The sequence below is a fragment of the Halomonas sp. DP5N14-9 genome (genome assembly GCF_019802175.1).
GTDB lineage: Bacteria > Pseudomonadota > Gammaproteobacteria > Pseudomonadales > Halomonadaceae > Halomonas > Halomonas litopenaei.
This window is the reverse complement of the sequence record NZ_JAHVHR010000024.1, coordinates 384,468-406,129: the sequence shown is the minus strand read 5'-3', so window position 1 is coordinate 406,129 and position 21,662 is coordinate 384,468. Positions and strand designations below refer to the sequence as shown.

Genomic DNA, 21,662 nt, shown 5'->3' with positions numbered 1-21,662 from the left:
GCCCTGGCCTGACGAGCGCGTCTCTCAGTGATACCTGCATCGAGGTCACGATGGGCTCGCTAGGCCGGCGCGATCCGTCGGCGCGCTTAGTCGTGCAGCCACACCGGCGTGCCGGGCGTGGCTTCGTCGAACAACCGCAACAGGTCGTCGTCACGCAGGCGAATACAGCCATGGGAGTCGGCCACCCCCATCGGCTTGTCCGGCGGTGTGCCGTGAAAGTAGATATAGCGGCGCTGGGAATCGACGTCGCCGCCTCGATTGAAGCCCGGCTCCAGTCCGCTGAGCCAGAGGATCCGGGTCAAGATCCAGTCTCGTTCTGGCTGGGCCTGACCTAGCGCCTCGCTGTAGACCTCGCCGGTGGGCCGACGGCCACGAAATACACAGCCCACGGGCTGCCCGTCACCGATGGCCGCACGGATCTGGTGCCAGCCCAGCGGCGTCTGGCCGCTGCCCTCTTGCTGGCCGGTACCGGCAGCACCGGTGGACACCTGGCATTGCCAGGCGAGGTCTTCACCCCGCCATAGCGTCAGCTGCTGGTGGGCGGTGTCGACCTCCACCCACACGCCCTCGCTGGGGGGAAGCGCTGCCAGTTGTGGGGTTCGCATGACCCTGACTCCCTTCTCGGCTTATGCAGTTGGCTCGCGGGTCGCCGGTGGCATCGTCGGCGCCGGCTCCGGTAGTGGCGCCTTCAGCGCCGATACCACCACCGGCATCATGCGGCGCACCAGATCACGCACGGAGACGTGCTCGTCGTAGTCCTTCTGGGCGATGTCGCGCAGGGCATCGAGCCCTGACAGGGTAAAGATCACGGTGCCCAGCGCAAAGTGCAGACGCCAGAAGCGCTCGGAGTCCGGCAGCTCCGGCGTCGCCTTGCGCACCAGCGCCACGAAACGGGTGAACACGGTGCCGTACTGGTCCTGAATATAACGACGCAGATGCCCCTGGGCCTGACTGTAGGCCAGCCCCAGCAGGCGCATGAACACCTTGAGGCTGTGCCGTTCGGCCGGTACCTCGAGTACGGTGCGGGCCATGGTCTCGAGCAGCACCTCCAGCGGAATCACGCGATCACCGTAGCCGCGCTCGAGCTCATCGATGGCGGCATGAAATCGGTCGGAGAAGGGATCCAGGTAGCGGGAGAACACCGCCTGGATCAGCGCCTTCTTGGAGCCGAAGTGGTAGTTGACGGCGGCCAGGTTGACCTTGGCCTTGCCGGTAATGTTGCGCAGCGACGTTTCCGCGAAGCCGCGTTCGGCGAAAAGCACCTCGGCGGTGTCCAGGATGCGCGTCACGGTATCGGTCTGGGCCATTCGCGGGCTCCGTCCAGTCTTGTCAAGGGCAGTTGGAAACAATTGTTTGAATACTGGCTTGAGTGTAAGGGAGCCGCCCTTCTCGCACAATCAACCCTGGCTTCACCCTGTTTCAAACGAATGCATCAGGCGACTCCCCCGCCACGTCAGTGCCCTGGCACACTATTCCTGGCCTTTCTCCTGGCCTTTCGCGGTTTTACTGGATGTACATCCATACTGTACACTTCACCAAGGGCGAGCATTGACGCCCCCAGCACTGGCAAGCGCCGGCAGCAAGCCGCCGCCAAGCCACCCTGTTCCATCGCCGCCCGTGGGAGGCCGCATGACACGTCCCCTGACCCCTCGCCAGCAAAACGTCTATGACTTTATCGTCAAGACCATGAACGAGCTGGGGTACCCGCCCACCCGCGCGGAGATTTCACGCGCCCTGGGCTTTCGCTCCCCCAATGCAGCCGAAGAGCACCTGCGGGCGCTCGAGCGCAAGGGCGCGATTCGCGTGATTCGCGGCACCTCTCGCGGCATCCGCCTGCCGGCCCAGGAGGCAGACTCCGGCGCCGCCAACGAGTCGCCCCAGGAAGCCAGCCCCTCGCAGGGCCTGCCGATCATCGGCGAGGTCGCCGCCGGCAGCCCGATCCTCGCCGCCGAGCACATCGACCGCTACTGCCCGCTGCCGCCGGACTACTTCACCCCCCGCGCAGACTACTTGCTGCGCGTGCGCGGGCTGTCGATGAAGGACGTCGGCATCCTGGAGGGTGACCTGCTGGCGGTGCATCGCACCGAGCGCATCCGCAACGGCCAGATCGTGATAGCACGCCTGGAGGATGAGGTGACGGTCAAGCGCTTCCAGCGTGACGGCCATCAGGTCACGCTGGAGGCCGAGAACCCCGACTTCGCGCCCATCACCCTGGACCTGCGCCGCGACAGCCTGGATATCGAGGGCGTCGGGGTTGGCGTCATTCGCGGTGGCAACGGCCAGGCCCTGGGCTAGTCGCCGTTTCACCGACGTCGTGCCTGCACCTGCCCGCCCATGCCAGCACCCGTACGCAAGATTCTGCATGCCGACTGCGACTGCTTCTACGCCGCGGTCGAGATGCGCGACAACCCTGCCCTGCGGGACATTCCGCTGGCGGTGGGCGGCGCGCGCGAGGGCCGCGGCGTCATCACCACCTGCAACTATCCGGCGCGCAAGTTCGGCATCCATTCGGCGATGCCGACCGCGCGCGCACTTCGCCTGTGCCCGGAACTGACGCTGGTTCCGCCGGACTTCGACAAGTACCGCGAGGTGTCGAGGCAGATTCAGGCGATCTTCCATGAGCTGACGCCACTGGTCGAACCGCTGTCGCTGGACGAGGCCTATCTGGACGTCAGCGACGTCGAAGGATTCAAGGGCAGCGCCACCTGGATGGCCCGCTGGCTAAAGGAGGAGTGTCTGGCGCGCACCGGCATCACGGTGTCGGTGGGGGCGGCACCGTCCAAGTTCTTGGCCAAGATCGCCAGCGACTGGGACAAGCCGGACGGCCTGACGGTGATACCACCCGACCAGGTAGAAAGCTTCGTGCTGGCCCTGCCGGTGCGCAAGCTTCACGGCGTGGGGCCCGCCACCGGCGCACGCCTGGACGCACTGGGCATCACCACCTGCGAGGAGCTGCGCGCACAGCCCATCGACAAGCTGCTGGACGAGTTCGGCAAATTCGGGCGACGCCTCTATGAACTCGCCCGCGGCATCGACGAGCGCCCGGTCAAGGTGGAGCGCGAACGCAAGTCGATCAGCGTCGAAAGCACCTACGGCCGGGACCTGCCGGATCTGGCCGCGGCCCAGGAGGCGCTGGTCACCCTCTGCGAGAAGTTGAAGGCGCGCATCGACCGCAATGGCCGCCCGCCCCTGGCCGGTGTGTTCGTCAAGGTGCGCTTTGACGACTTCACCACCACCACCCTGGAGTCGAAGGGCCTGGAGCCGGACCTGGCCAGCTACCGCCAACTGCTCGACCAGGCCTGGCAACGCGCCCACCGCCCGGTGCGCCTGCTGGGCGTCGGCGTGCGCCTGGTGCCACAGGAAGCCAGGCAACAGCTGTCATTGCCGTTTTGACCTCTGGCCAGCAAGCGCCACTGGCATGCCAAGCAGGTAGCGTCTCAGCACGCGGTGCTCTTCGGGTGTGATCGAGTCGGGCCATAGCCAGTGGGTGCGCCCCTGCCAGCGCAGGGAAATCAGCCTGGCACCGACGCTTTCGCAGGTCAGCTCGATCTCGCGCCAGTCAGCGTCATCCGAATAAAGCCTCCCGGATCTGTCCGCAGCTGACGCCAACGGACACCACTGCCAACGCCCAGGCACCGGGGCCCTGGGCTTGCCCCACCAGCGCACAAGCGTCTGAGCCAAGGCGCGTAAAAGGCGTCGCTGCCGACGCTGCCAAACGGAAAGGCCCGTATCTTCAGCCTGCTCGTCATCCACGGCACCCAGCGGTGCCACAGACGTCACTGCTGGTTCATTCTCGACCAGGCACCTTAGCTGACCCTGAAGCGGATGGCGGTGGGCGTGAATCAGTCTGCTGCAGAGAGCTGCGGTGAGTACCGCCCCCACCGGCGAGGGAGTGGCGCCGGCGACGACCAGCGCGATGGTCGCCACCAGCGCCCCCTGGAAGAGATGCTGCTGCTCAGAGGCCCCGATTGTGACCGTGACCGCTGGTCTCGGCATAGTCCACGATCATCTGCACGATACGGCGACGGCTGGGTTCTTCTGGCCACTCGCGGCGCATCAACCACATGAACAGGTCCTGGTCTTCTTCGGTGATCAGCTGGCGATAGGCGGCCTGGTCGGCCTCGTCGAGTTCATCGTAGCAATGCTCGAGAAACGGCAGCAGCAAGAGGTCCAGCTCCCACATGCCACGGCGGGAGTGCCAGTGCAGGCGCTTGCGCTCGGCCTCGAGGCGGGAGGCCACGGAAGACGGTTGATCCAAGGGGAACCTCGTCAGGGATGGAATGTGTGGCCTCAGTATACCGCAGCACGATCCGCCAGGCAGCCGCCGGCGTATGCCGAAGGTGACCCGGCGCAAGATCATTGCCACGAATGTAGTGCGTTGTTTTCTCAAGACTTGAAAAGTATGCTATCTAAAAACAAGAGGCTGTGACGGATACGGCCTTCGCCACTGGCTTGGCCAGCGCTCAACACCCAGGTGGGACTCACGGAGACAACCGATGACAAAGTCCGAACTGATAGAGCAGATCTCCATGCGGCAGCCGGAGCTGTCGATCAAGGACGTCGAGGCTGCGGTGCGCCTCATTCTGGATGACATCACCGATACCCTCGCCGATGGTGGGCGGGTCGAGATACGGGGTTTTGGCAGTTTCTCTCTGCACTATCGGGAGCCCCGGGTCGGCCGCAACCCCAAGACAGGTGAAGCGGTGGAGCTGGAAGGCAAGTTCGTGCCACACTTCAAGCCCGGAAAGGAGTTGCGCGAACAAGTCGACGCCAGCCGTGCGCTGGGCTACTGAGTTCGCTGACAACCGCTCTCTCCGTTCTCTTTGTCTCACTATGGGAAGTCACACATGCGTTGGCTAAAAGGCCTGATCATGGCCATCATTCTGCTGGCGGTACTGGTCATCGGTATCCTGTTCGCGACCAACAACCAACAGGCCCTGCCGCTGAACCTCATCTGGTTCGAATTGCCCGAGGCCTCCCTGTCGGTGTGGCTGCTGGCCTCCCTGGCTGTCGGCGTGCTGCTTGGCATGCTGGCGATGAGCGGCGTCTACATTCGGCTGCGCGCCCTGCTGACTCGCGCCCAACGCCACAACCAGCAGCAGCGCAAGGAACTCGATCGTCTTCGCGTGCAGGAGATGAAGGAACTTCCCTGAATGCCCGATCTTCTGCTGCTGGGCCTGCTGGTCGTCGCCCTCGCCATTGGCTGGGCGCTCGGCCGGCGGGAGAGTCGACAGCAAGAACGCCCCGCCCCAAGTCTTCACCGCGACTACTTTGTCGGCCTGAACTACCTGCTCAACGATCAGCAGGATCGGGCCATCGAGACCTTCATCTCTGCGTTGGAGGTCAACAGCGATACCATCGAAACCCACGTCACCCTGGGCAACCTGTTTCGCTCCCGCGGTGAGGCCGACCGCGCCGTCAAGATTCACCAGAACCTGCTCGCACGTCCTTTCCTGGACGGCCACCAGGGAGCCTGGGTGCAGCTCGAGCTGTCCCGGGACTTTCTGCAACTGGGTCTTCACGATCGCGCCGAACGGCTGCTGAAGGGGCTGGTCAAGGAAGAAACCCACGCCGAAGTACGCCACCATGCCAAGCGGCTGCTGGTGGACCTGTTCGAGCGCGAGGGCGAATGGCAGCAGGCGATCGACGAGGCCGTTCCTCAGTTGACCCGACGCCATGATGACCTGCGTCGGGCTGCCGCCCACTGGCACTGCGAACTGGCCGCAGAGGCGCGAGCATCCAATAGCCACGGCATCGCCAGAAAGCACCTGAAGCAGGCGCTTTCCATCGACGAACGCTGCATCCGTGCCAACCTGATCCAGGCCGAGCTGTGCCACGACACCGGCCAGTACCGCCAGGCGCTCAAGCATCTGGATCGCATTCCCCAGCAGGACGCCGACTTTATCCCGACGCTGCTTGAGCCGCTGGAACGCACCTATCAGCTTCTTGACGACGCAGAGGGACTGATCGAGCACCTGCACCGGCTGCTGGAGCTGAACCCCTGCACCAGCGTGATGCTGCTGCTGGCGCAGACGCTGCGTCGGGTGCGAGGGAGTGATGAGGAGGCGATAGCGCTGATCACCGAACAGCTCAGGAAGGAGCCGAGCCTGGGTGGGGTGGACTATCTGATGGGGCTGTACCAGCGCAGCGAGGCAAGCGAAGGCGACCCCCGTTTTGACCTGCTGCGCCAGCACACCCAGCCGCTGATCAAGGCGCTACCCCGCCACCGCTGCCGACGCTGCGGCTTCTCCGGTGAACACCTGCACTGGCAGTGCCCAAGATGCAGGAACTGGGGCACCACCAAACCCATCACCGGCATAGAGGGAGAGTAGCGGTCACTTGGCCTCTACCTCCTTTTCGATCGCCTCGAGCGCTGCCATCGGGTCTTATGCCTGACTTGATCAGGATCGTGGTCAGCCGACTCCGACTGGGTTACGCCTCTTTCAGCTCCTTCTCGATCGCCTCGAGTGCGGCCATGGGGTCTTCTGCCTGAGTGACAGGTCTTCCCACCACCAGGTGCGTGCTACCGGCGTCCATGGCCTGGCGCGGGGTCATGATCCGCCGCTGATCTCCGGCCTGGGCAAAGCTCGGTCGAATGCCCGGGGTAACCTTGAGGAAGTCCTCGCCACAGGCGGCCTTGAGACGCGCCGATTCCTGCGCCGAGCACACCACGCCGTCCATCCCGCTGGCCCTGGCCAGACGTGCCAGGTGCTCCACCTGCTCGTCCAGGCCAACCGAAACATTAGTAGCTGCAAGTTCCTCGGCGGTCATGCTGGTCAGCACCGTCACCGCGATCAGGTGGGTCGCAAGGCCCTCCCTGTCGAGTCGTTCGCGCGCCGCCTCCATCATCCGGGCGCCGCCGCTGGCATGAACATTGACCATCCACACGCCCTGCTCTGCCGCCGCCTGAACGGCAGCCGCCACGGTATTGGGAATATCGTGAAACTTGAGATCGAGAAAGACCTCGAAACCCCGGCCATGCAGCGCTTCCAGCACATTGGGGCCGCTGCGGGTGAAAAGCTCCTTGCCAACCTTGAGACGACAGCGCTCGGGGTCCAGTCGGTCCGCCATGCACAGCGCGGCGTCCATGGAGGGATAGTCGAGTGCGATGATCAAGGGCGATGAGGTAGTCACGGAGGCCTCCGGCACAGTGGAATCGAAGGGCGCACCTGCGGCCTGAATGACGTGAGCCAAGCCGGCCCGGTCGCGAGACACAGGACCCGGAGCGCCAAAACGCCGCAGTATATCAGCCCAAGCGACTTCCGCGCGGCCCTCTAGCTTCATCTGAATATCTAATTCCACTGATATTTTTATAAGTAATTTCTTATAACTGGATCCGTCGCTCGGCACCTAAGGTGAAAGACGAGACCAACGGCATCACGTCGAACGGACTCGAAGGGGCAAGTCCCCTACGTCATGAAGACGACTTTCAACACCAAGGAGATGTCCGATGCAGACCCACAACGCACAACAGGCTGTTCGCCATCCATCGATGAACGACAACTCGAGCACCCTTTCCACAAGCAAGCGGTCCAGGTTCTGGACCATCGCACTACTGGCACTGACCTGGATGTTGCTGGCACAGCCAGTCATGGCCGAAGAGCAGCTGAGTATCGAGCCGATCAACGTCAACGAGGCCAGCGTCGAGCTTCTGGCGGAACTCCCCGGCATCGGCCCTGGCAAGGCCCAGGCCATCGTCGAAGACCGCCAGGCCAACGGCCCCTTCACCACCATCGAGGACCTGACTCGAGTAAAGGGCATCGGTGACGCCACCGTCGCTCGGCTGAAGGATGAAATCAGCCTGCGCTAGACACCGGCTGCAACCTAGCCCTCCGCCGCGCTGTGCGGCGGAGGGCTTGTGGGCGTGAGGACAACTGAACACCTCAGACAACGGGCTCTCCAGGCAACCAAAAGGCCATGATAGACCATCAGTTGGAACGCTCCATTTCCTCTCGCAGCTTGGTGACCAGCTCTACCGAAATCTCGGCCACTTGCGCGATCGTCAGGTCATCCAGTGAGGTCCGCTGAATCATATTGCGGGCTACGTCTTGCTTGCCTTCCTGACGACCTTCCTCGCGACCTTCCTTGCGACCTTCCTCGCGACCTTCCTCGCGACCTTCCTCGCGACCTTCCTCGCGACCTTCCTGACGACCTTCCTCGCGACCTTCCTCGCGACCTTCCCGACGCCCCTCCGCCAGCCCCTGCTGCTTCCACTGCTCCGGCCACCGCTTGGCTCGTTCTGCCAGCATGTTGTGCACCTCGCTCAATTCATTCAGGGCCTGCCATCCGCCCTGTTCCTCATTTGACACCCAGTTCGGCAATAGTACTCGCTTGATCCAGATGACGAAGTGTCGACGCAAATCTGTCTGCTCTGGTGTCTGCAACCATTTCACCAGCAATCCGATCAGCTCAACCGCATCTGCGGGACTCCGGTGATGCTCCAGCTGGAAGATGGCCGACACCACATTACGCGCTTCGTTGGAGAACTGCTGGTCGGCAACGAGGGCGCCTTCATCCAATAGCAGAAAGGACAGATCCGGTCGGTATTGCGCCAGGCTGCCGGGCCCTGCCTGAATGAGATCCCGAACGTTGACAGGCGCGCTCCAGCGACGCTCTCCATTATAGAGCACGATAGGCAACACCGGCGGTAGCTTGCCCGACCGAGTCAGCTGTTTCTGCTTGACCAGATCCTGGTAGAGCAGCCCGACGTAGGTCATGGTGCGAAGCGCCATGAAACGATCCACCGTGCTCTGAAATTCCAGCAACAGGTAGACGTAGCACCACTCATCACCGAAGCGCGCGCGCCAGATGACGTCGTTCTCGCGATCACGAAGGTCATCAGTGACGAAGCTGCCACTGACCCGCTCCAGCGAGTCGAGGTCCAGCTTCTCGATCCAGTCTTCGCCGATAAAGCCGGTCAGCAGGTCTCGGATCACCCTCGGCTCGCTGAACAACAACTTGTAGCTTTGATCATGCTGGTTTTTCATGGCGCCCTGACCCGGCCAGGCGGCCGGCCTCTTCCCTTGGCTAGAGCTAGACCTGGATCTAGAGCCGCAGCCCCCCGTCCACTTCCATGACGCGGGCGGTGAAGTAGTCATTGTCAAAGATGAAGGCAACGCTCTCTGCGATATCGGCAGGTGCGCCAAGGCGGCGCAGGGGCACGCCTGCGGTCAGTTTTTCGAGCATGTCGTCACGCATGGAGGCGGTCATCTCGGTCTCGATGAAGCCAGGTGCCACCGCGCCCACGCGAATACCATGACGGGCCAGCTCCTTGCCCCAGGTGACGGTCAGGGCGGCAACGCCGGCCTTGGCCGCGGCATAGTTGCTCTGGCCCATGTTGCCGGCGCGCGAGATGCTCGAGATATTGACGATGACACCCCGGCGGTCATCCTCGATCATGGATGCGGCGGCGGCACGCCCGCACAGGAAAACACCGGTCAGATTGACATCGATGACCGCCTGCCACTCGTCCAGCCCCAGCGTCTTTTCGACCTTGCCGTCGCGCGCCTTGACCAGCAGGCCGTCACGCAGGATACCGGCGTTGTTGACCAGACCGTCGAGCGGCCCCATATGCTCGCGGATGTCCGCAAAGGCTTCAGTGACAGAGGCCTCGTCCGCCACGTTGGCGACAAAGGCTCTGGCGGTGATGCCGGCATCGAACAGACCATTGACGGCCTGGTCCAGCTGGTCGTTGTCGGTATCGATGAGCGCGACCCGCGCTCCACGGCGTCCCAGATGGTGCGCCATGGCCAGGCCGAGTCCACGGGCTCCGCCGGTGATGGCGATCAGTGCATCGTCGAGTTGCATGCGGTTTCCCCTTGCAAGACGCGTCGTACACGCGCGTTTTCAGATGGTTTTTTCTGTCATGGCACCCAAGGCATAGCGCCAAGGCGCGGCAGACCGCACCTGCCGCCAGGCGAAGCGGCCGCGTGATACATCAAAGCACCACACATGAGCCCACTAACCATTGGTGCACCGCATCATGACAACCTTTCACACCCCCCGCCACTCTTCCTTCGTCTAGCGCAAGCCGGCGCAACCACCTGCGACCGAATCGGGCAATAAAGGAAGATCTTTGCCACACCGAGCGGAGGAAACCGTAAGCACAACCGCGCGAGTGGCCGCGCCAGAATCGGCAAGGCGCTGCCAGCAAATGAAGTAGGCGCCATCAGCAAAAGCCACAGCAACGCTTGAACTCAGAGGTGGCCACCCCCATCTTGAACGGAGATCACAACGCGGAGCTGACATGCCCTTTCTTCTTATCTTCACCATCTTCGCCCTGCTCGACTTCGCTGTACTCTTTTCGGTGGGTAGCGAAATCGGTCTGCTTTCCACCCTGGCGCTGGTGCTGGCCACCGGCTTCATCGGTCTGCACCTGATCCGTCGCGAAGGAGTGGCCACCTTCGCACGCGCCCAGGAGCGGATGTCCCGCGGCGAGATCCCCTCCTCGGAGCTGATGACCGGTGCCGCGCTGATCTTCGGTGGCGCGCTGCTGATGGCGCCGGGTTTTCTGTCTGACGCACTCGGCTTCATGTGCCTGATTCCCAACGCTCGCCGCCTGCTGGGCAAGGCGCTGGCCAAGGTCGGGGTGCGCATGAAGGGCTTCCAGATGGGAGGCACCCATTTCGGTGGTACCCAGGAAGGGGGCTTTGCGGGCCCGAAGGCCAATGCCGATGGATGGGACGAGGCTTCCGGCCGCCGCCGGGATGACACCAGCTGGCGCGAAAGTTCGGCCGGCGAGGAAGAACCGCTGGAAGGCGAATTTATCAGCAAGGACGAGCGACGCCGCTAGGGCTTGTCTGAAAAGTGTCTGCGCTCGGTAATACGGCGTTAAAAATCGGTTCAATATGCTCATTTACACCACGTAAACTGCGCTTTCTCACCGATTTTTGCCTTGTCTAACCTTCGCTCGTCGACTTTTCGGACTGAGCCTGAGGCTTGCGCGGCGGACCCACCCTTGTCGCATCATCACCTTGTCCCTCGCATCGGCACCCTTCGGGGTGCCGATGCCGTTTCATGGGCCCCGTCAGCCTCAGATGCAAGAAGACAAAAAAATTTTCATCCAAGCCCTTGAAAGCCCCCACTCCAGCCCCACTTACCAGAGCAGCACCAAGCTTCGGTGAGGGAGCACGCTCCCCCGCCATTGACAGGAGGGCCGACAAGGGCCTGCCACTTCATCGGCAGCCCGGCAATGACCTCCAGCTCTCGCCGAGTCGCAGGGCGTCACGACGAGAGTGAACAATGAACCGCCGGGGTGGATGCCCCGGCCTTGCAAAACCATCAGGAGAACGTGAGCAATGAACATCCGTCCCTTGCACGATCGCGTCGTCATCCGTCGCGTTGAGGAAGAGCAGAAGACCGCAGGCGGCATCGTGCTTCCGGGCAACGCCCAGGAAAAACCGACTCGTGGCGAAGTTCTCGCCGTCGGTAACGGCCGGATTCTCGAGAGCGGCGACGTGCGTCCTCTGGACGTCAAGGTCGGCGACACCGTGATCTTCAAGGATGGCTTCGGCGTCGAAAAGCAGAAGATCGACGGCGAGGAAGTCCTGATCATGAGCGAGTCCGACATCCTGGCGGTCGTCGAGGGCTAAGCCCTGCCCCGCAGACTCACTCGTTTCAACGTTCACTTTTGACGCTTAGATTCTAAGGAAGTACAGAAAATGGCAGCGAAACAAGTCAAGTTCTCTGATGATGCCCGCAAGCGCATGGCGCGTGGCGTCGATGTCCTGGCCAACGCCGTCAAGGCTACCCTGGGCCCGAAAGGTCGCAACGTGGTGCTGGAGAAGTCCTTCGGCGCGCCGACCGTGACCAAGGACGGCGTCAGCGTCGCCAAGGAAATCGAACTGAAGGACCGGTTCGAAAACATGGGCGCGCAGATGGTCAAGGAAGTGGCTTCCAAGACTTCCGACGTCGCCGGTGACGGTACCACCACCGCTACCGTGCTGGCCCAGGCCATCGTCGCCGAAGGCCTGAAGGGCGTGACCGCCGGCATGAACCCGATGGACCTCAAGCGCGGCATCGACCAGGCCGTCATCGCTGCGGTCAAGGAAATCCAGGCCCTGTCCGTGCCCTGCACCGACTCCAAGGCCATCGCCCAGGTCGGCACCATCTCCGCCAACGGCGACTCGCGCATCGGCGAGATCATCGCCGAGGCGATGGAGAAGGTCGGCAAGGAAGGCGTCATCACTGTCGATGAAGGCCGTGGCTTCGAAGACGAGCTGGACGTGGTCGAGGGCATGCAGTTCGACCGCGGCTACCTGAGCCCGTACTTCGTCACCAACCAGGACACCATGGCGGTGGAACTGGAAGATCCGTTCATCCTGCTGGTGGACAAGAAGATCTCCAACATCCGCGAACTGCTGCCGACCCTGGAAGCCGTCGCCAAGGCCGGCAAGCCGCTGGTGATCATCGCCGAAGACATCGAAGGCGAAGCGCTGGCTACCCTGGTGGTCAACACCATGCGTGGCATCGTCAAGGTCGCCGCCGCCAAGGCGCCTGGCTTCGGTGATCGTCGCAAGGCCATGCTGCAGGACATCGCGATCCTGACCAACGGCACCGTGATCTCCGAGGAAGTGGGTCTGAACCTCGAGCAGGCCACCCTGGACCACCTGGGCACCGCCAAGCGCGTGACCATGTCCAAGGAAAACACCACCATCATCGATGGTGCCGGCAACGATGGTGACATCGAAGCACGCGTCAACCAGATCCGCGCCCAGATCGAAGAGACTTCTTCCGACTACGATCGCGAGAAGCTCCAGGAGCGTGTCGCCAAGCTGGCCGGCGGTGTTGCCGTCATCCGCGTCGGTGCCGCTACCGAAGTCGAGATGAAGGAGAAGAAGGCCCGCGTCGAGGACGCCCTGCACTCTACCCGCGCCGCGGTCGAGGAAGGTGTCGTGCCTGGTGGCGGTACTGCCCTGATCCGCATCCTGACCAAGATCGCTGGCCTCAAGGGTGACAACGAAGACCAGACTCACGGTATCGCCATCGCCCTGCGCGCCATGGAAGCACCGCTGCGTCAGATCGTCACCAACGCCGGCCAGGAAGCCTCCGTCATCGTCAACCGCATCAAGGACGGTGAAGGCAACTTCGGCTACAACGCCCAGACCGGCGAGTACGGCGACCTGTTCGAGATGGGTGTGCTGGACCCGGCCAAGGTGACTCGCAGCGCGCTGCAGTCCGCTGGCTCCGTGGCTGGCCTGCTGATCACCACCGAAGCCATGATCGCCGACGATCCGGACGAGAAGGACGCTGCTCCGGACATGGGCGGCATGGGTGGAATGGGCGGCATGGGCGGCATGATGTAACGCCTGCCCCGGGCAGCTTCGGCTGCCCGACCCGCGCACCCCAAGCGCACAAAGCCCTGCCTGATGGCAGGGCTTTTTTGTGTTCCACCTTTCATCGAGCCGCCTCATCCAGAGGTTGAGGACTTTTCAATTTATTCCCGCCCCCGGGACATGATTCACTATCGGCTGGATCAACTTGCAGGCAACATCATGGATTTGACGCTACTGGACGGCGGCATGGGGCGCGAGCTCAAGCGTATCGGCGCCCCCTTCTCACAGCCCTTGTGGAGCGCCCAGGCGCTGATCGAAGCTCCCGACCGGGTCATCGAGGCCCACCTCAACTTTATTCGGGCCGGCGCCCGAGTGATTACTGCCAACAGCTACGCCTGCGTGCCGTTCCATCTTGGCGAGCGGCGCTATCGGGAACAGGGGCCGGCACTCGCTTCTCTCGCGGCACGACTGGCAGCGCAAGCGGTCAGCCGCTGGCAGGAAGCATCCGTCCAGCCACCATCGCAGGCAAATGCCCCAATAGCCTCGCTCAGCGTCGCGGGCTGCCTGCCTCCCGCCCTGGGCAGCTATCGTCCCGATCTGTTCGACCCCGGCCGCGCCAGGGAGATCACCACCGCCCTGTATCATGCGCAGGACCCTCACGTGGATCTGTGGCTCGCCGAGACGCTGTCGAGTCTTGCCGAGATCTCGGTCATGCAGGAGGTCCTGGCGGCATCCGAGAAGCCCCGCTGGTACGCCCTCACCCTGCAGGACGAGGTGTCCGATATCGCACGCCTGCGCTCCGGCGAGTCCGTCGCCGAGGCGACCCAACAGCTATGTCAGGGCGGCGCCGACGCCATCCTGTTCAACTGCTCGATTCCGGAGGTCATGGCGCAGGCACTGGTCGACGCCGGCGACGCCATGCAACGACTCAAGCTATCGCGCCCGCTGGGCGCCTACGCCAACAGCTTCTCACCGATCGGCGATGCCCACCGGGCCAACACCACCTTGACGACGGACCGGGAGCTCACCCCGGCAGGCTACCTGGACTATGCCAAACGCTGGCACTCCCTGGGCGCGCGTCTGATCGGCGGGTGCTGTGGCATCCATCCGGCCCATATCGAGACACTCGCCGACTGGTACCAAGCCGGCCATCGCTAGAACGCGCTCTGTCGCCTCACTTCTTCGCTCCTTACGCGCCAGCCACACGACACCCAAGAGCCCAGACCATCGGCTGCGACGTCCTTGATCTTCGTCAGGGCGGCGCAGCGTGGCGGCCTTTACTTTCTTCCTTCCTGATCTACAGCAGCGTCGCGCCGCCTCCACGCCGCTAGGCTGTTCGGCCAGCAGATGAGCCGGTGGTTTCCCGTCCTTGAAGGTTGCCCCTGTGGCACACCGATGGCTCATCGACCGCCAATTCCTCAACGCTCGATCAGGACTCTTCGATGTCACCCTCTCGGCTATTACTTCTCGGCCCCATCGCCTTGCTGCTTCCAGGGGGCTTTACCCTGATACGCGGGCATGCACTGCGCGCCTCCGTCGCCTTCATTGCCTGGTTGGCTCCGCTGGTTGCGGCAGCACTGGGGCTGATGAGCCTGGCCGTCGCCGGCCTGCTGGAAGCCTTTATTCTTGTCGGCCATGGCCTGATCCTCAGCATGCATCTGGCACTGTGGAGGCCGCAGCGATGAGCGCTATCGACAGCCAACTCCCCGCGCTTTCCTATCGCCGAGATGATGAGGTAGACCTGCGCGATATCGCCCTGATGTTGCTTGAAGGCTGGAAATGGATCCTTGGCAGCGTGGCCACCGCCCTGGTACTGGCCCTAGTGTATGTTGCCATCTCCACCCAGAGCTTTCGCGCGTCGACCAGCTACACGCCCTCCCCGGAGGGGCTTCGCCTGCTCAACCAGATGCCCGGCATCGACTATTCGAAGGCCTCTACGCAGGCGGAACTGGAACTGAAGCTCGGCAGCTTCGGCAATCTGCGAGAGTTCATCGATATCCACCCTGAGTGGCAGTCCATCACCCAGGCAGAGGCCGACGAGCAGGGCGTGACTCTGGATGAGCATCTACGCCTTCACTACTTCGACAAGCTGGAGATCAGCCTTCCCGACACGGAAGGAGCAGGCCCCCACCAGTTGAGTTTCGAATATCCGGAGTCGCTCAGAGGGGCAGCGCTACTCAATGAATATCTGGCCTGGACAGAGGCGCAGTACACCCAGGCCCTGGTCCAGCGCGCAACGCGTGCGCTGGAAACGGCGTTGACACGCAACAGCGAAAAGATGCAGGCACACCTGAACGCCTACCAGGACAGCGTGACTGCCGAGATCACCCGTCTTCACGAGCAGCACGACATTCACCTGGCCGAACTCGAAGACCAACTCCAGGCCGAAAAGAACGCCGAGCGCAAGTCTCGCCTCGAGCGCATTCGCACTCTGTCCCAGGCGGAAGCCATCGCACAGCGCCTGGGTATCACCCAGCCCACTTCGCCCCTGGAACTGGGTGACGAGGGACAGACGCAGACCGACTACGATGACATCAGTATCGGCGCCAGCCTGCCGCTCTACTTCATGGGGTCCCAGGCGCTGGCCGCAGAAAGAGAGGTGGTCGAACAAAGCCTGGAAGAAGACGCCAGCACCTCCGCTATCCGAGATATCGAAAAGAAGATTGCCCAGCTGCAACACGAACGTCGCGTCGAAGCGCTGCAGCAGCGCGATGACGGCTCGCCGTTTATCGAGGCCTACAGCCAACTGCGCCAGGAAAATACCCTGCTGCGGGCCAACCGCGTTACCGCCGACGATATCGACATCGTCGAGGTGGTCAACCTGGCCTATCGTCCGAACCGTCCAGAAGGCCCGGGCAAGGCCCTGGTGCTGGCCCTCGCGGTGATACTGGGGGGCATGCTCGGCGTCATGCTGGTGATGTGCGTATCGTTCGGCCGAAGCCTCAAGCGCTACAGGGCCCAGCGCGCTTGATCTTGCCATCCAGACCTGCAGCGCCAGCGCTGCACCCCTAGCCACGACCCCCAGGCTTTCCAACGCTATTGCATAGCACCAGCCGTTTAGCACTCGCCTCGAGTCAGACCTGGGTCTGACTCGGGGTCGTTGTGTACGTGCCGGCTCTCGACCTCGCCTACTTCGCTCCCTGGCTCCCCTTTCTCCTTTTATGGCCTGCCGACTCTTGCACGGAAGGCTGAACGTGGCTTTCTCGGCGTTGGTGCCACGTCGATTATGCACATTAAGGCACATCGTTGCTTACGGTTGCTTATGGTTGCTACAGCCGTTTTAGCAAAAAATAACTGGCCAAATAAGCATCTATGTAAAGATACATCGAGATATTGCTGGCGTTATGTAAGGAAATGCACGAAAAAATCTATTTGCTGGCTTACAAACTCGCCTTCATCCTGCTACATTCATGCCGCGAAAAAAGTGCATATAAGCACTACCTTTTGGCTCACGCAGGGCTGATAAACGCTATGTCAACATTAAAACACCTGGTGGCATCTCCCATGATGCTGCTGCTTCCGGGCGCTCTGGCGTTCAGCGAACGCCGCTATATCTCTGCGGTCATCATGCTCGCCGCGATGCTGGCACCCATCTTCCTGCTGTATCTGGGTCTGGCCGACACCTCTCAATTCCTTCTTGTGGAAGTGTCTGTCCTGCTCGTTCACCTGCTCGCTCTGACGGCGAGGCTTGCTGTCTGGAATCCTCACGCATGAACTCTTTCAACCACCACTCCGTCGATCAATCCCAGCATCATTCCACCGACGAGATTGACCTGCGGGACATTGCCATCATGCTGATCAACGGATGGCGCTGGATCGCCGTCAGCATGGCAACCTGTCTCGTACTGGCGTCGATCTATCTGGTGGCATCGACACCGTCATACCATTCTTCGCTCACCTACACCGAGACGAGTGATGGCCTCAATGTCATCAACCGCATTCCGGGGGTTGCCGTCACTCCCCAGCAGGCCGTTTCCGAGCTGGAGATTCGTCTGGGGAGTTACGAGCGCTTCCGCGTCTTCCTCGATCAGCACCCCGACTACGCCGACATGCTGATGCAGGATAGTGCCCCGGAACTCGAAGGCACGGTGCTTCGCACGCAGTTCCGTGAGCTGAAGGTAGCGCCTGGCGACCTCGCCGCCGGCAGTCCCGGGGAGGTCAGCTTCTCCTATCCCGAAGACATCGACGGTGCTGCATTGCTGAACCAGTACTTCCAGTGGTCGCAGCAGCAGTACATCACGGACCTGCTTGCGCGCGTCGACCGCAGCCTGGCCAGCGCCATTTCGCGCAACGAGGCCGAAATGGAAGCCCACCTGGAGGCCTACGACGCAGAACTTGATGCCACCGTCACGCGGATGAACGAGGAACACTCGGTTCGCCGACTCGAGCTTCAAGATCAGCTCGCCGCCGAACGCGCCGCGGAGCGCGCTTCCCGCGAGGAGCGCATTCGCACCCTGGAACAGGCAGAAGAGATCGCCGGCATGCTCGGCATCACCAAGCCGACGTCTCCGCTATCGTTGGGAGACGCCGATGACGCCGCGCGTATCGTCTACGACAACGTCAGCATCGGCAACGATCTGCCACTGTACTTCCTGGGTACCGAAGCCCTGGCGGCCGAGCGCGAGGTGTTGAAGCAAGGTCTCGACCAGCCCATCACCTCGCCGGCCATCCGTCAGATCGAAAAGCAGCTCGAACAGTTGCAGCACCAGCGGCGTATCGAAGCCTTCAAGGCCCGCGAGAATGACTCGCCGTTTATCGATGCCTACAACCAGCTGCGCCAGGAAAACACTCTACTGAGGGCCAACCGCATCACCGCCGACGACATCGACGTCGTCGAGGTGGTCAATGTGGCCTATCGCCCAATGCAGCCCGAAGGCCCCGGCAAGGCCCTGGTGCTGGCGCTCGCCCTCATCCTGGGGGGCATGCTGGGCGTGATGCTGGTGATGCTGGTGGCATTCAGCCGCAGCTTAAGGCGGTATCGTTCACAGACAGCCTGATCTTTCCACCATCGTCTCAGGGGCCGCCATCGCGGCCCCTTCGCTTTGGGCGAAAGTGGCGGTATGGTGTCGCTCGTTTACCCATCGACGGTTGCCGTGCTCCATGACTCAAGCCTTGCCCTTCGCCAATCTGCGCATCGTTCTCGTCCAGACCTACCATCCCGGCAACATCGGCTCCGCTGCTCGCGCGATGAAGACCATGGGCCTGACCGATCTGGTGCTGGTCAATCCACGCGTCTTTCCCGATGACGAGGCCACCCGCCTGGCCGCAGGTGCGGCAGATGTGGTCGAAAACGCCCGTGTGGTCGAACGTCTCGAGGACGCCATCGATGACTGTGTCAGGGTGGTCGGCGCCAGCGCCAGGCTGAGAAGCCTGCCACTGCCTCACTACGACGAACCGGACGAGATGGCCCAGGCGCTGGTGAAGGACGCAGTGCATGACCCGGTGGCACTGGTCTTCGGCCGCGAGCGCTTCGGCCTGACCAACGACGAAATCCGCCTGTGCTCGCATCAGGTCAGCATTCCGGCCAATCCCGACTACGGCATCCTGAACCTGTCCCAGGCGGTGCAGGTGCTGGCCTACGAGTTGCGCCGAGCGTGGCGCCGTCTCCCCTGCCCTGATGTCGATGCCGCTGTCGATCGCGATACCGACACCGATACCGACACCGACAGCGTCGCCACCTCGGGGACCCCGTCTCGGCTACGCCAGCCCACCCGCGAGCAGGTCGCCCACTTTCAGGCACATCTGGGCCGGGTGATGCGCGACAGCGGTTTTATTACCCAGCCCCACGCACGCACCGAGCAACAGCTCCAGGCGCTGTTCGCCCGGGCTACGCCCACGCGCAAGGAACTCTCGCTGCTGCGTGGCCTGCTGTCGTCGCTCGAGGCTCACCTGCCACCTTCCAGCGACGATCGCCAGGACTGACGTCACTACAGCAAAAGGCCCCGCCTGAGCGGGGCCTGGATGGCCATGTCGGGGGTGGTGTCGATCAGCCTTCGATGACGCCACAGGCGACGCGGGCACCGCCACCGCCGAGCTTGGGCTCGTCGGAGTAGTTGTCACCACCGGTGTGAATCATGATGGCGTGACCTGACAGGTCATCCTCGCTGATGCGCGGCGCCAGGGTCGGCAGTGTCGCCTCGCCCTGCTGTCCCACCGCCAGTGCCGGCAGGTCACCCAGATGGCCGTCACCGTAGGGGCCCTGGTGGGTGCCGGTGTCCTCCGGGTCGAAGTGGCCTCCGGCGCTAGCCGCCGCAACCGTCTCGCCATCCTTCTCGGCCGGCTCGCAGCTCGGGTTCACGTGCACGTGAAGGCCGTGGATGCCGGTATCCAGACCCTCGAGGTCGGGCGTGATCCTGAGACCATGCTCACTATCCTCGAAAGTGATGGTGCCGAGGGAGTCGCCAATACCGTCGGTGCTGACGCTGTGCATCTCCACCTCCGTGGCGGCGTGGGCGGCGCCTGTTACCAACAGGCCTGCCCCCAACAAGCACGATCCGGCAAATACGCGTACCTTCAACATCTTGTCGCTCCTGTCCATGTGTCGATCCTCTCCATCTGTAACAAGTGTCCTGCTGCGCCCTGGGCTCGATAACTCCTTCATCTTCCCGGGAGCGCCACGACCCACCGGTCGATGAGCCTCCCCCAGCGTGGACCATACCGACGGATCTGCACAACCCGTAGCACTCATGTCTCACTATTGCGGTGGCTCACCCGTCGGTGTTCGGGCCGGGCCTGGCGCACAAAAAAACGCCCGCGCGGGTAGCGCGGGCGTCTGGGCTTTCCGGCGGGCGATCACAGCGTCATCGCCGCCAGCCAGCCAAAGCCGATCAACGGGATGTTGTAGTGCACGAAGGTCGGCACCACGCTGTCCCAGATGTGGTCATGCTGACGATCCACGTTGAGGCCGGAGGTTGGCCCGAGAGTGGAGTCCGACGCCGGGGAGCCTGCGTCACCCAGGGCAGCGGCGGTGCCGACCAGGGCCACCGTCGCCAGATCGGAGAAGCCGAACTGCACCGCCAGCGGAACGAAGATGGCGGCGATGATCGGGATGGTCGAAAACGACGAGCCGATGCCCAGGGTGATGAACAGCCCCACCAGCAGCATCAGGAGCGCCGCCAGGCCACGGTTTTCGCCGATCACCTCGACGCTGGCGCTGACCAGGGTCTCGATCTCGCCGGTGGCTGTCATCACGGCGGCGAAGCCGGAGGCCGAGATCATGATGAAGCCGATCAGGGCCATCATGCGCATGCCGCTGGTGAACAGATCATCGGCTTCGCGCCAGCGGAAGATGCCGCCCATGGACAACAGCGAAAAGCCCACCAGGCCACCCAGGATCATCGAGCCGGTATAGAGCTGGATGCCGAGCGCAGCGACGATCGCGATCACCGACATGATCAGGCCCAGGGTGTGAGGCTCCTCGATCTCGCTGTGGTCGTGGCCATGGCCGTGGGCCGGGGTATTGCCGAGCTCCACCTCGTCATAGACCCGAGGCTTGCGGTAGGACAGGAACACCGCCACCAGAAGCCCGAGGAACATGCCGGCGACCGGCACGCCCATGGCCATGGGGACCATGGCACGGTCGATCTCGAGGCCCAGTGCGGCGCCAGCCTCGTTGATGTTGGCCAGCAGGATGTCGTTGAGGAAGATCGCCCCGAAGCCTACCGGCAGCAACATGTAGGGCGCGGTCAGGCCGAAGGTCAGGGTACAGGCGACCGCGCGGCGGTCCATCCTGAGCTGATTCATCACCTTGAGCAGCGGCGGAATCAGGATCGGAATAAAGGCGATGTGGACCGGAATCAGGTTCTGGGAGGAGATCGCCACCAGCAGCACGCTACCGATCAGCAGGTACTTGACCGTGGCCTGACGGGACGCGCTGGACTCCTGCCCCAGCAGAGTGATGAGGCGGCGTGCCAGCAGGTCCGGCAGGCCCGAGCGAGAGATCGCCACGGCGAAGGCACCGAGGGTGGCGTAAGCCAGCGCCACCTTGGCACCGCCACCGACACCGTCGTTGAAGGCCGCCAGGGTGTCCTCGATGGACAGACCACCGGCCAGGCCGCCCACCAGCGCCCCTACCACCAGGGCCAGCACCACGGAGACCCGCGCCAGCGACAGTCCCACCATCACCAGCACGGCAAGGATTACAGCGTTCATAGACGAATCCAGGTTTATGTTCGAGAAAGGGTTTGCGCAATCGAGGCTTGTCGGAAAAGCACCTGCGCTCGCCGGCTTTTCGTGCCGAGCCTGGTGCCTGGCGAGACGGCCTCGACTGCCGTACGCGACGGCGCCTGGGCATTTCGCCGGTAACAGGCGGCGCGAATGGTACCAGAAAAGTCCTGTGGCCGGGATGTCACCAAAGGGTCATGAGGCGGTTATCTGACTGACACACGC

General features: G+C 62.9%; 23 protein-coding genes. 15 read left to right on the top strand and 8 right to left on the bottom strand.

What is annotated here, in order from left to right; all coding sequences use genetic code 11:
* Positions 1-86: 86 nt before the first annotated feature.
* On the bottom strand, positions 87-605 hold the full coding sequence (locus tag KUW00_RS14730) for a L,D-transpeptidase (RefSeq protein WP_222569416.1): 519 nt from the start codon (positions 603-605) through the stop codon (positions 87-89).
* A gap of 21 nt (positions 606-626) precedes the next feature.
* Complete coding sequence (locus KUW00_RS14725; RefSeq protein WP_222569415.1) at positions 627-1,307, bottom strand: TetR/AcrR family transcriptional regulator; 681 nt, start codon at positions 1,305-1,307, stop codon at positions 627-629.
* A 322-nt stretch (positions 1,308-1,629) separates the two neighbouring features.
* Here KUW00_RS14725 and lexA point away from each other — a divergent pair, with 322 nt between their 5' ends.
* Both lexA and dinB read left to right on the top strand, forming a co-directional pair.
* Positions 1,630-2,295: a transcriptional repressor LexA gene (lexA, locus tag KUW00_RS14720; RefSeq protein ID WP_222569414.1), complete on the top strand. Its 666-nt coding sequence runs from the start codon at positions 1,630-1,632 to the stop codon at positions 2,293-2,295.
* Between the two features lie 39 nt (positions 2,296-2,334).
* A complete protein-coding gene (gene dinB, locus KUW00_RS14715) occupies positions 2,335-3,393 on the top strand; it encodes a DNA polymerase IV (RefSeq protein WP_213229799.1) in 1,059 nt (352 codons plus the stop codon).
* Positions 3,394-3,955: 562 nt separating this feature from the next.
* On the opposite strand, the gene KUW00_RS14710 is transcribed toward dinB, so the two are convergent.
* Positions 3,956-4,258 carry a succinate dehydrogenase assembly factor 2 gene (locus KUW00_RS14710; protein WP_045994570.1) on the bottom strand — a complete coding sequence of 101 codons (303 nt, stop codon included), beginning with the start codon at positions 4,256-4,258 and terminating at the stop codon, positions 3,956-3,958.
* A gap of 238 nt (positions 4,259-4,496) precedes the next feature.
* Between KUW00_RS14710 and KUW00_RS14705 the strand changes: the two genes are divergently transcribed.
* Genes KUW00_RS14705 through lapB form a run of 3 tightly spaced genes read left to right on the top strand, consistent with a single transcriptional unit; the run spans position 4,497 to position 6,332 of the window.
* Positions 4,497-4,793: an integration host factor subunit beta gene (locus KUW00_RS14705; protein WP_045994571.1), complete on the top strand. Its 297-nt coding sequence runs from the start codon at positions 4,497-4,499 to the stop codon at positions 4,791-4,793.
* Positions 4,794-4,847: 54 nt separating this feature from the next.
* A complete protein-coding gene (locus tag KUW00_RS14700) occupies positions 4,848-5,153 on the top strand; it encodes a lipopolysaccharide assembly LapA domain-containing protein (RefSeq protein WP_045994572.1) in 306 nt (101 codons plus the stop codon).
* Positions 5,154-6,332, top strand: coding sequence for a lipopolysaccharide assembly protein LapB (gene lapB / locus KUW00_RS14695; RefSeq protein WP_222569413.1), 1,179 nt, complete (start codon positions 5,154-5,156; stop codon positions 6,330-6,332).
* A gap of 100 nt (positions 6,333-6,432) precedes the next feature.
* On the opposite strand, the gene pyrF is transcribed toward lapB, so the two are convergent.
* The gene (gene pyrF / locus KUW00_RS14690; RefSeq protein ID WP_222569412.1) at positions 6,433-7,134 is read right to left on the bottom strand and encodes an orotidine-5'-phosphate decarboxylase; all 702 of its coding nucleotides are present in this window, start codon (positions 7,132-7,134) and stop codon (positions 6,433-6,435) included.
* A 316-nt stretch (positions 7,135-7,450) separates the two neighbouring features.
* Here pyrF and KUW00_RS14685 point away from each other — a divergent pair, with 316 nt between their 5' ends.
* Complete coding sequence (locus KUW00_RS14685) at positions 7,451-7,810, top strand: ComEA family DNA-binding protein (RefSeq protein WP_315901158.1); 360 nt, start codon at positions 7,451-7,453, stop codon at positions 7,808-7,810.
* A 118-nt stretch (positions 7,811-7,928) separates the two neighbouring features.
* Here KUW00_RS14685 and KUW00_RS14680 read toward each other — a convergent pair whose 3' ends face one another.
* Positions 7,929-8,987, bottom strand: coding sequence for an Rpn family recombination-promoting nuclease/putative transposase (locus KUW00_RS14680; protein ID WP_222569411.1), 1,059 nt, complete (start codon positions 8,985-8,987; stop codon positions 7,929-7,931).
* 58 nt (positions 8,988-9,045) lie between these two features.
* Positions 9,046-9,807, bottom strand: a complete 762-nt coding sequence (locus KUW00_RS14675; protein ID WP_222569410.1) for an SDR family NAD(P)-dependent oxidoreductase — start codon at positions 9,805-9,807, stop codon at positions 9,046-9,048.
* 439 nt (positions 9,808-10,246) lie between these two features.
* Here KUW00_RS14675 and KUW00_RS14670 point away from each other — a divergent pair, with 439 nt between their 5' ends.
* The 9 genes from KUW00_RS14670 (at position 10,247) to KUW00_RS14630 (ending at position 19,196) form a co-directional block, all read left to right on the top strand.
* On the top strand, positions 10,247-10,792 hold the full coding sequence (locus KUW00_RS14670; RefSeq protein ID WP_222569409.1) for an FxsA family protein: 546 nt from the start codon (positions 10,247-10,249) through the stop codon (positions 10,790-10,792).
* A gap of 505 nt (positions 10,793-11,297) precedes the next feature.
* Positions 11,298-11,591, top strand: a complete 294-nt coding sequence (locus KUW00_RS14665) for a co-chaperone GroES (RefSeq protein ID WP_045994577.1) — start codon at positions 11,298-11,300, stop codon at positions 11,589-11,591.
* Positions 11,592-11,660: 69 nt separating this feature from the next.
* Positions 11,661-13,304, top strand: a complete 1,644-nt coding sequence (gene groL / locus KUW00_RS14660) for a chaperonin GroEL (protein WP_045994578.1) — start codon at positions 11,661-11,663, stop codon at positions 13,302-13,304.
* A 189-nt stretch (positions 13,305-13,493) separates the two neighbouring features.
* Positions 13,494-14,432, top strand: a complete 939-nt coding sequence (locus KUW00_RS14655) for a homocysteine S-methyltransferase family protein (RefSeq protein ID WP_261392197.1) — start codon at positions 13,494-13,496, stop codon at positions 14,430-14,432.
* A gap of 284 nt (positions 14,433-14,716) precedes the next feature.
* Positions 14,717-14,959 carry a hypothetical protein gene (locus KUW00_RS14650; protein WP_213229810.1) on the top strand — a complete coding sequence of 81 codons (243 nt, stop codon included), beginning with the start codon at positions 14,717-14,719 and terminating at the stop codon, positions 14,957-14,959.
* Entirely contained in the window at positions 14,956-16,245 is a 1,290-nt protein-coding gene (locus KUW00_RS14645; RefSeq protein WP_222569408.1) for a GNVR domain-containing protein, read from the top strand. Before KUW00_RS14650 ends, KUW00_RS14645 begins: the two co-directional genes overlap by 4 nt.
* Before the next feature lie 533 nt (positions 16,246-16,778).
* Positions 16,779-16,988: a hypothetical protein gene (locus KUW00_RS14640; RefSeq protein WP_222569407.1), complete on the top strand. Its 210-nt coding sequence runs from the start codon at positions 16,779-16,781 to the stop codon at positions 16,986-16,988.
* A complete protein-coding gene (locus tag KUW00_RS14635; protein WP_222569406.1) occupies positions 16,985-18,271 on the top strand; it encodes a GNVR domain-containing protein in 1,287 nt (428 codons plus the stop codon). The genes KUW00_RS14640 and KUW00_RS14635 overlap by 4 nt, the downstream gene beginning before the upstream one ends.
* A gap of 103 nt (positions 18,272-18,374) precedes the next feature.
* Positions 18,375-19,196 carry an RNA methyltransferase gene (locus KUW00_RS14630; protein ID WP_222569405.1) on the top strand — a complete coding sequence of 274 codons (822 nt, stop codon included), beginning with the start codon at positions 18,375-18,377 and terminating at the stop codon, positions 19,194-19,196.
* Between the two features lie 64 nt (positions 19,197-19,260).
* Here KUW00_RS14630 and sodC read toward each other — a convergent pair whose 3' ends face one another.
* Positions 19,261-19,794: a superoxide dismutase family protein gene (gene sodC, locus KUW00_RS14625; protein WP_222569404.1), complete on the bottom strand. Its 534-nt coding sequence runs from the start codon at positions 19,792-19,794 to the stop codon at positions 19,261-19,263.
* Positions 19,795-20,066: 272 nt separating this feature from the next.
* Entirely contained in the window at positions 20,067-21,425 is a 1,359-nt protein-coding gene (locus KUW00_RS14620) for a Na+/H+ antiporter family protein (protein ID WP_222569403.1), read from the bottom strand.
* Between the last annotated feature and the right edge of the window lie 237 nt (positions 21,426-21,662).

Bases quoted from the DNA above. Each gene is read 5' to 3' on its own strand.
- KUW00_RS14685 (WP_315901158.1), top strand. From the start codon at position 7,451: ATGCAGACCCACAACGCACAACAGGCTGTTCGCCATCCATCGATGAAC.
- KUW00_RS14705 (WP_045994571.1), top strand. From the start codon at position 4,497: ATGACAAAGTCCGAACTGATAGAGCAGATCTCCATGCGGCAGCCGGAG.
- KUW00_RS14655 (WP_261392197.1), top strand. From the start codon at position 13,494: ATGGATTTGACGCTACTGGACGGCGGCATGGGGCGCGAGCTCAAGCGT.
- KUW00_RS14725 (WP_222569415.1), bottom strand. From the start codon at position 1,307: ATGGCCCAGACCGATACCGTGACGCGCATCCTGGACACCGCCGAGGTG.
- KUW00_RS14650 (WP_213229810.1), top strand. From the start codon at position 14,717: ATGTCACCCTCTCGGCTATTACTTCTCGGCCCCATCGCCTTGCTGCTT.
- KUW00_RS14630 (WP_222569405.1), top strand. From the start codon at position 18,375: ATGACTCAAGCCTTGCCCTTCGCCAATCTGCGCATCGTTCTCGTCCAG.
- KUW00_RS14675 (WP_222569410.1), bottom strand. From the start codon at position 9,807: ATGCAACTCGACGATGCACTGATCGCCATCACCGGCGGAGCCCGTGGA.
- lapB (WP_222569413.1), top strand. From the start codon at position 5,154: ATGCCCGATCTTCTGCTGCTGGGCCTGCTGGTCGTCGCCCTCGCCATT.
- lexA (WP_222569414.1), top strand. From the start codon at position 1,630: ATGACACGTCCCCTGACCCCTCGCCAGCAAAACGTCTATGACTTTATC.
- KUW00_RS14730 (WP_222569416.1), bottom strand. From the start codon at position 605: ATGCGAACCCCACAACTGGCAGCGCTTCCCCCCAGCGAGGGCGTGTGG.
- KUW00_RS14640 (WP_222569407.1), top strand. From the start codon at position 16,779: ATGATGCTGCTGCTTCCGGGCGCTCTGGCGTTCAGCGAACGCCGCTAT.
- sodC (WP_222569404.1), bottom strand. From the start codon at position 19,794: ATGTTGAAGGTACGCGTATTTGCCGGATCGTGCTTGTTGGGGGCAGGC.
- KUW00_RS14665 (WP_045994577.1), top strand. From the start codon at position 11,298: ATGAACATCCGTCCCTTGCACGATCGCGTCGTCATCCGTCGCGTTGAG.
- KUW00_RS14645 (WP_222569408.1), top strand. From the start codon at position 14,956: ATGAGCGCTATCGACAGCCAACTCCCCGCGCTTTCCTATCGCCGAGAT.
- KUW00_RS14635 (WP_222569406.1), top strand. From the start codon at position 16,985: ATGAACTCTTTCAACCACCACTCCGTCGATCAATCCCAGCATCATTCC.
- KUW00_RS14680 (WP_222569411.1), bottom strand. From the start codon at position 8,987: ATGAAAAACCAGCATGATCAAAGCTACAAGTTGTTGTTCAGCGAGCCG.
- KUW00_RS14670 (WP_222569409.1), top strand. From the start codon at position 10,247: ATGCCCTTTCTTCTTATCTTCACCATCTTCGCCCTGCTCGACTTCGCT.
- KUW00_RS14700 (WP_045994572.1), top strand. From the start codon at position 4,848: ATGCGTTGGCTAAAAGGCCTGATCATGGCCATCATTCTGCTGGCGGTA.
- KUW00_RS14620 (WP_222569403.1), bottom strand. From the start codon at position 21,425: ATGAACGCTGTAATCCTTGCCGTGCTGGTGATGGTGGGACTGTCGCTG.
- groL (WP_045994578.1), top strand. From the start codon at position 11,661: ATGGCAGCGAAACAAGTCAAGTTCTCTGATGATGCCCGCAAGCGCATG.
- dinB (WP_213229799.1), top strand. From the start codon at position 2,335: ATGCCAGCACCCGTACGCAAGATTCTGCATGCCGACTGCGACTGCTTC.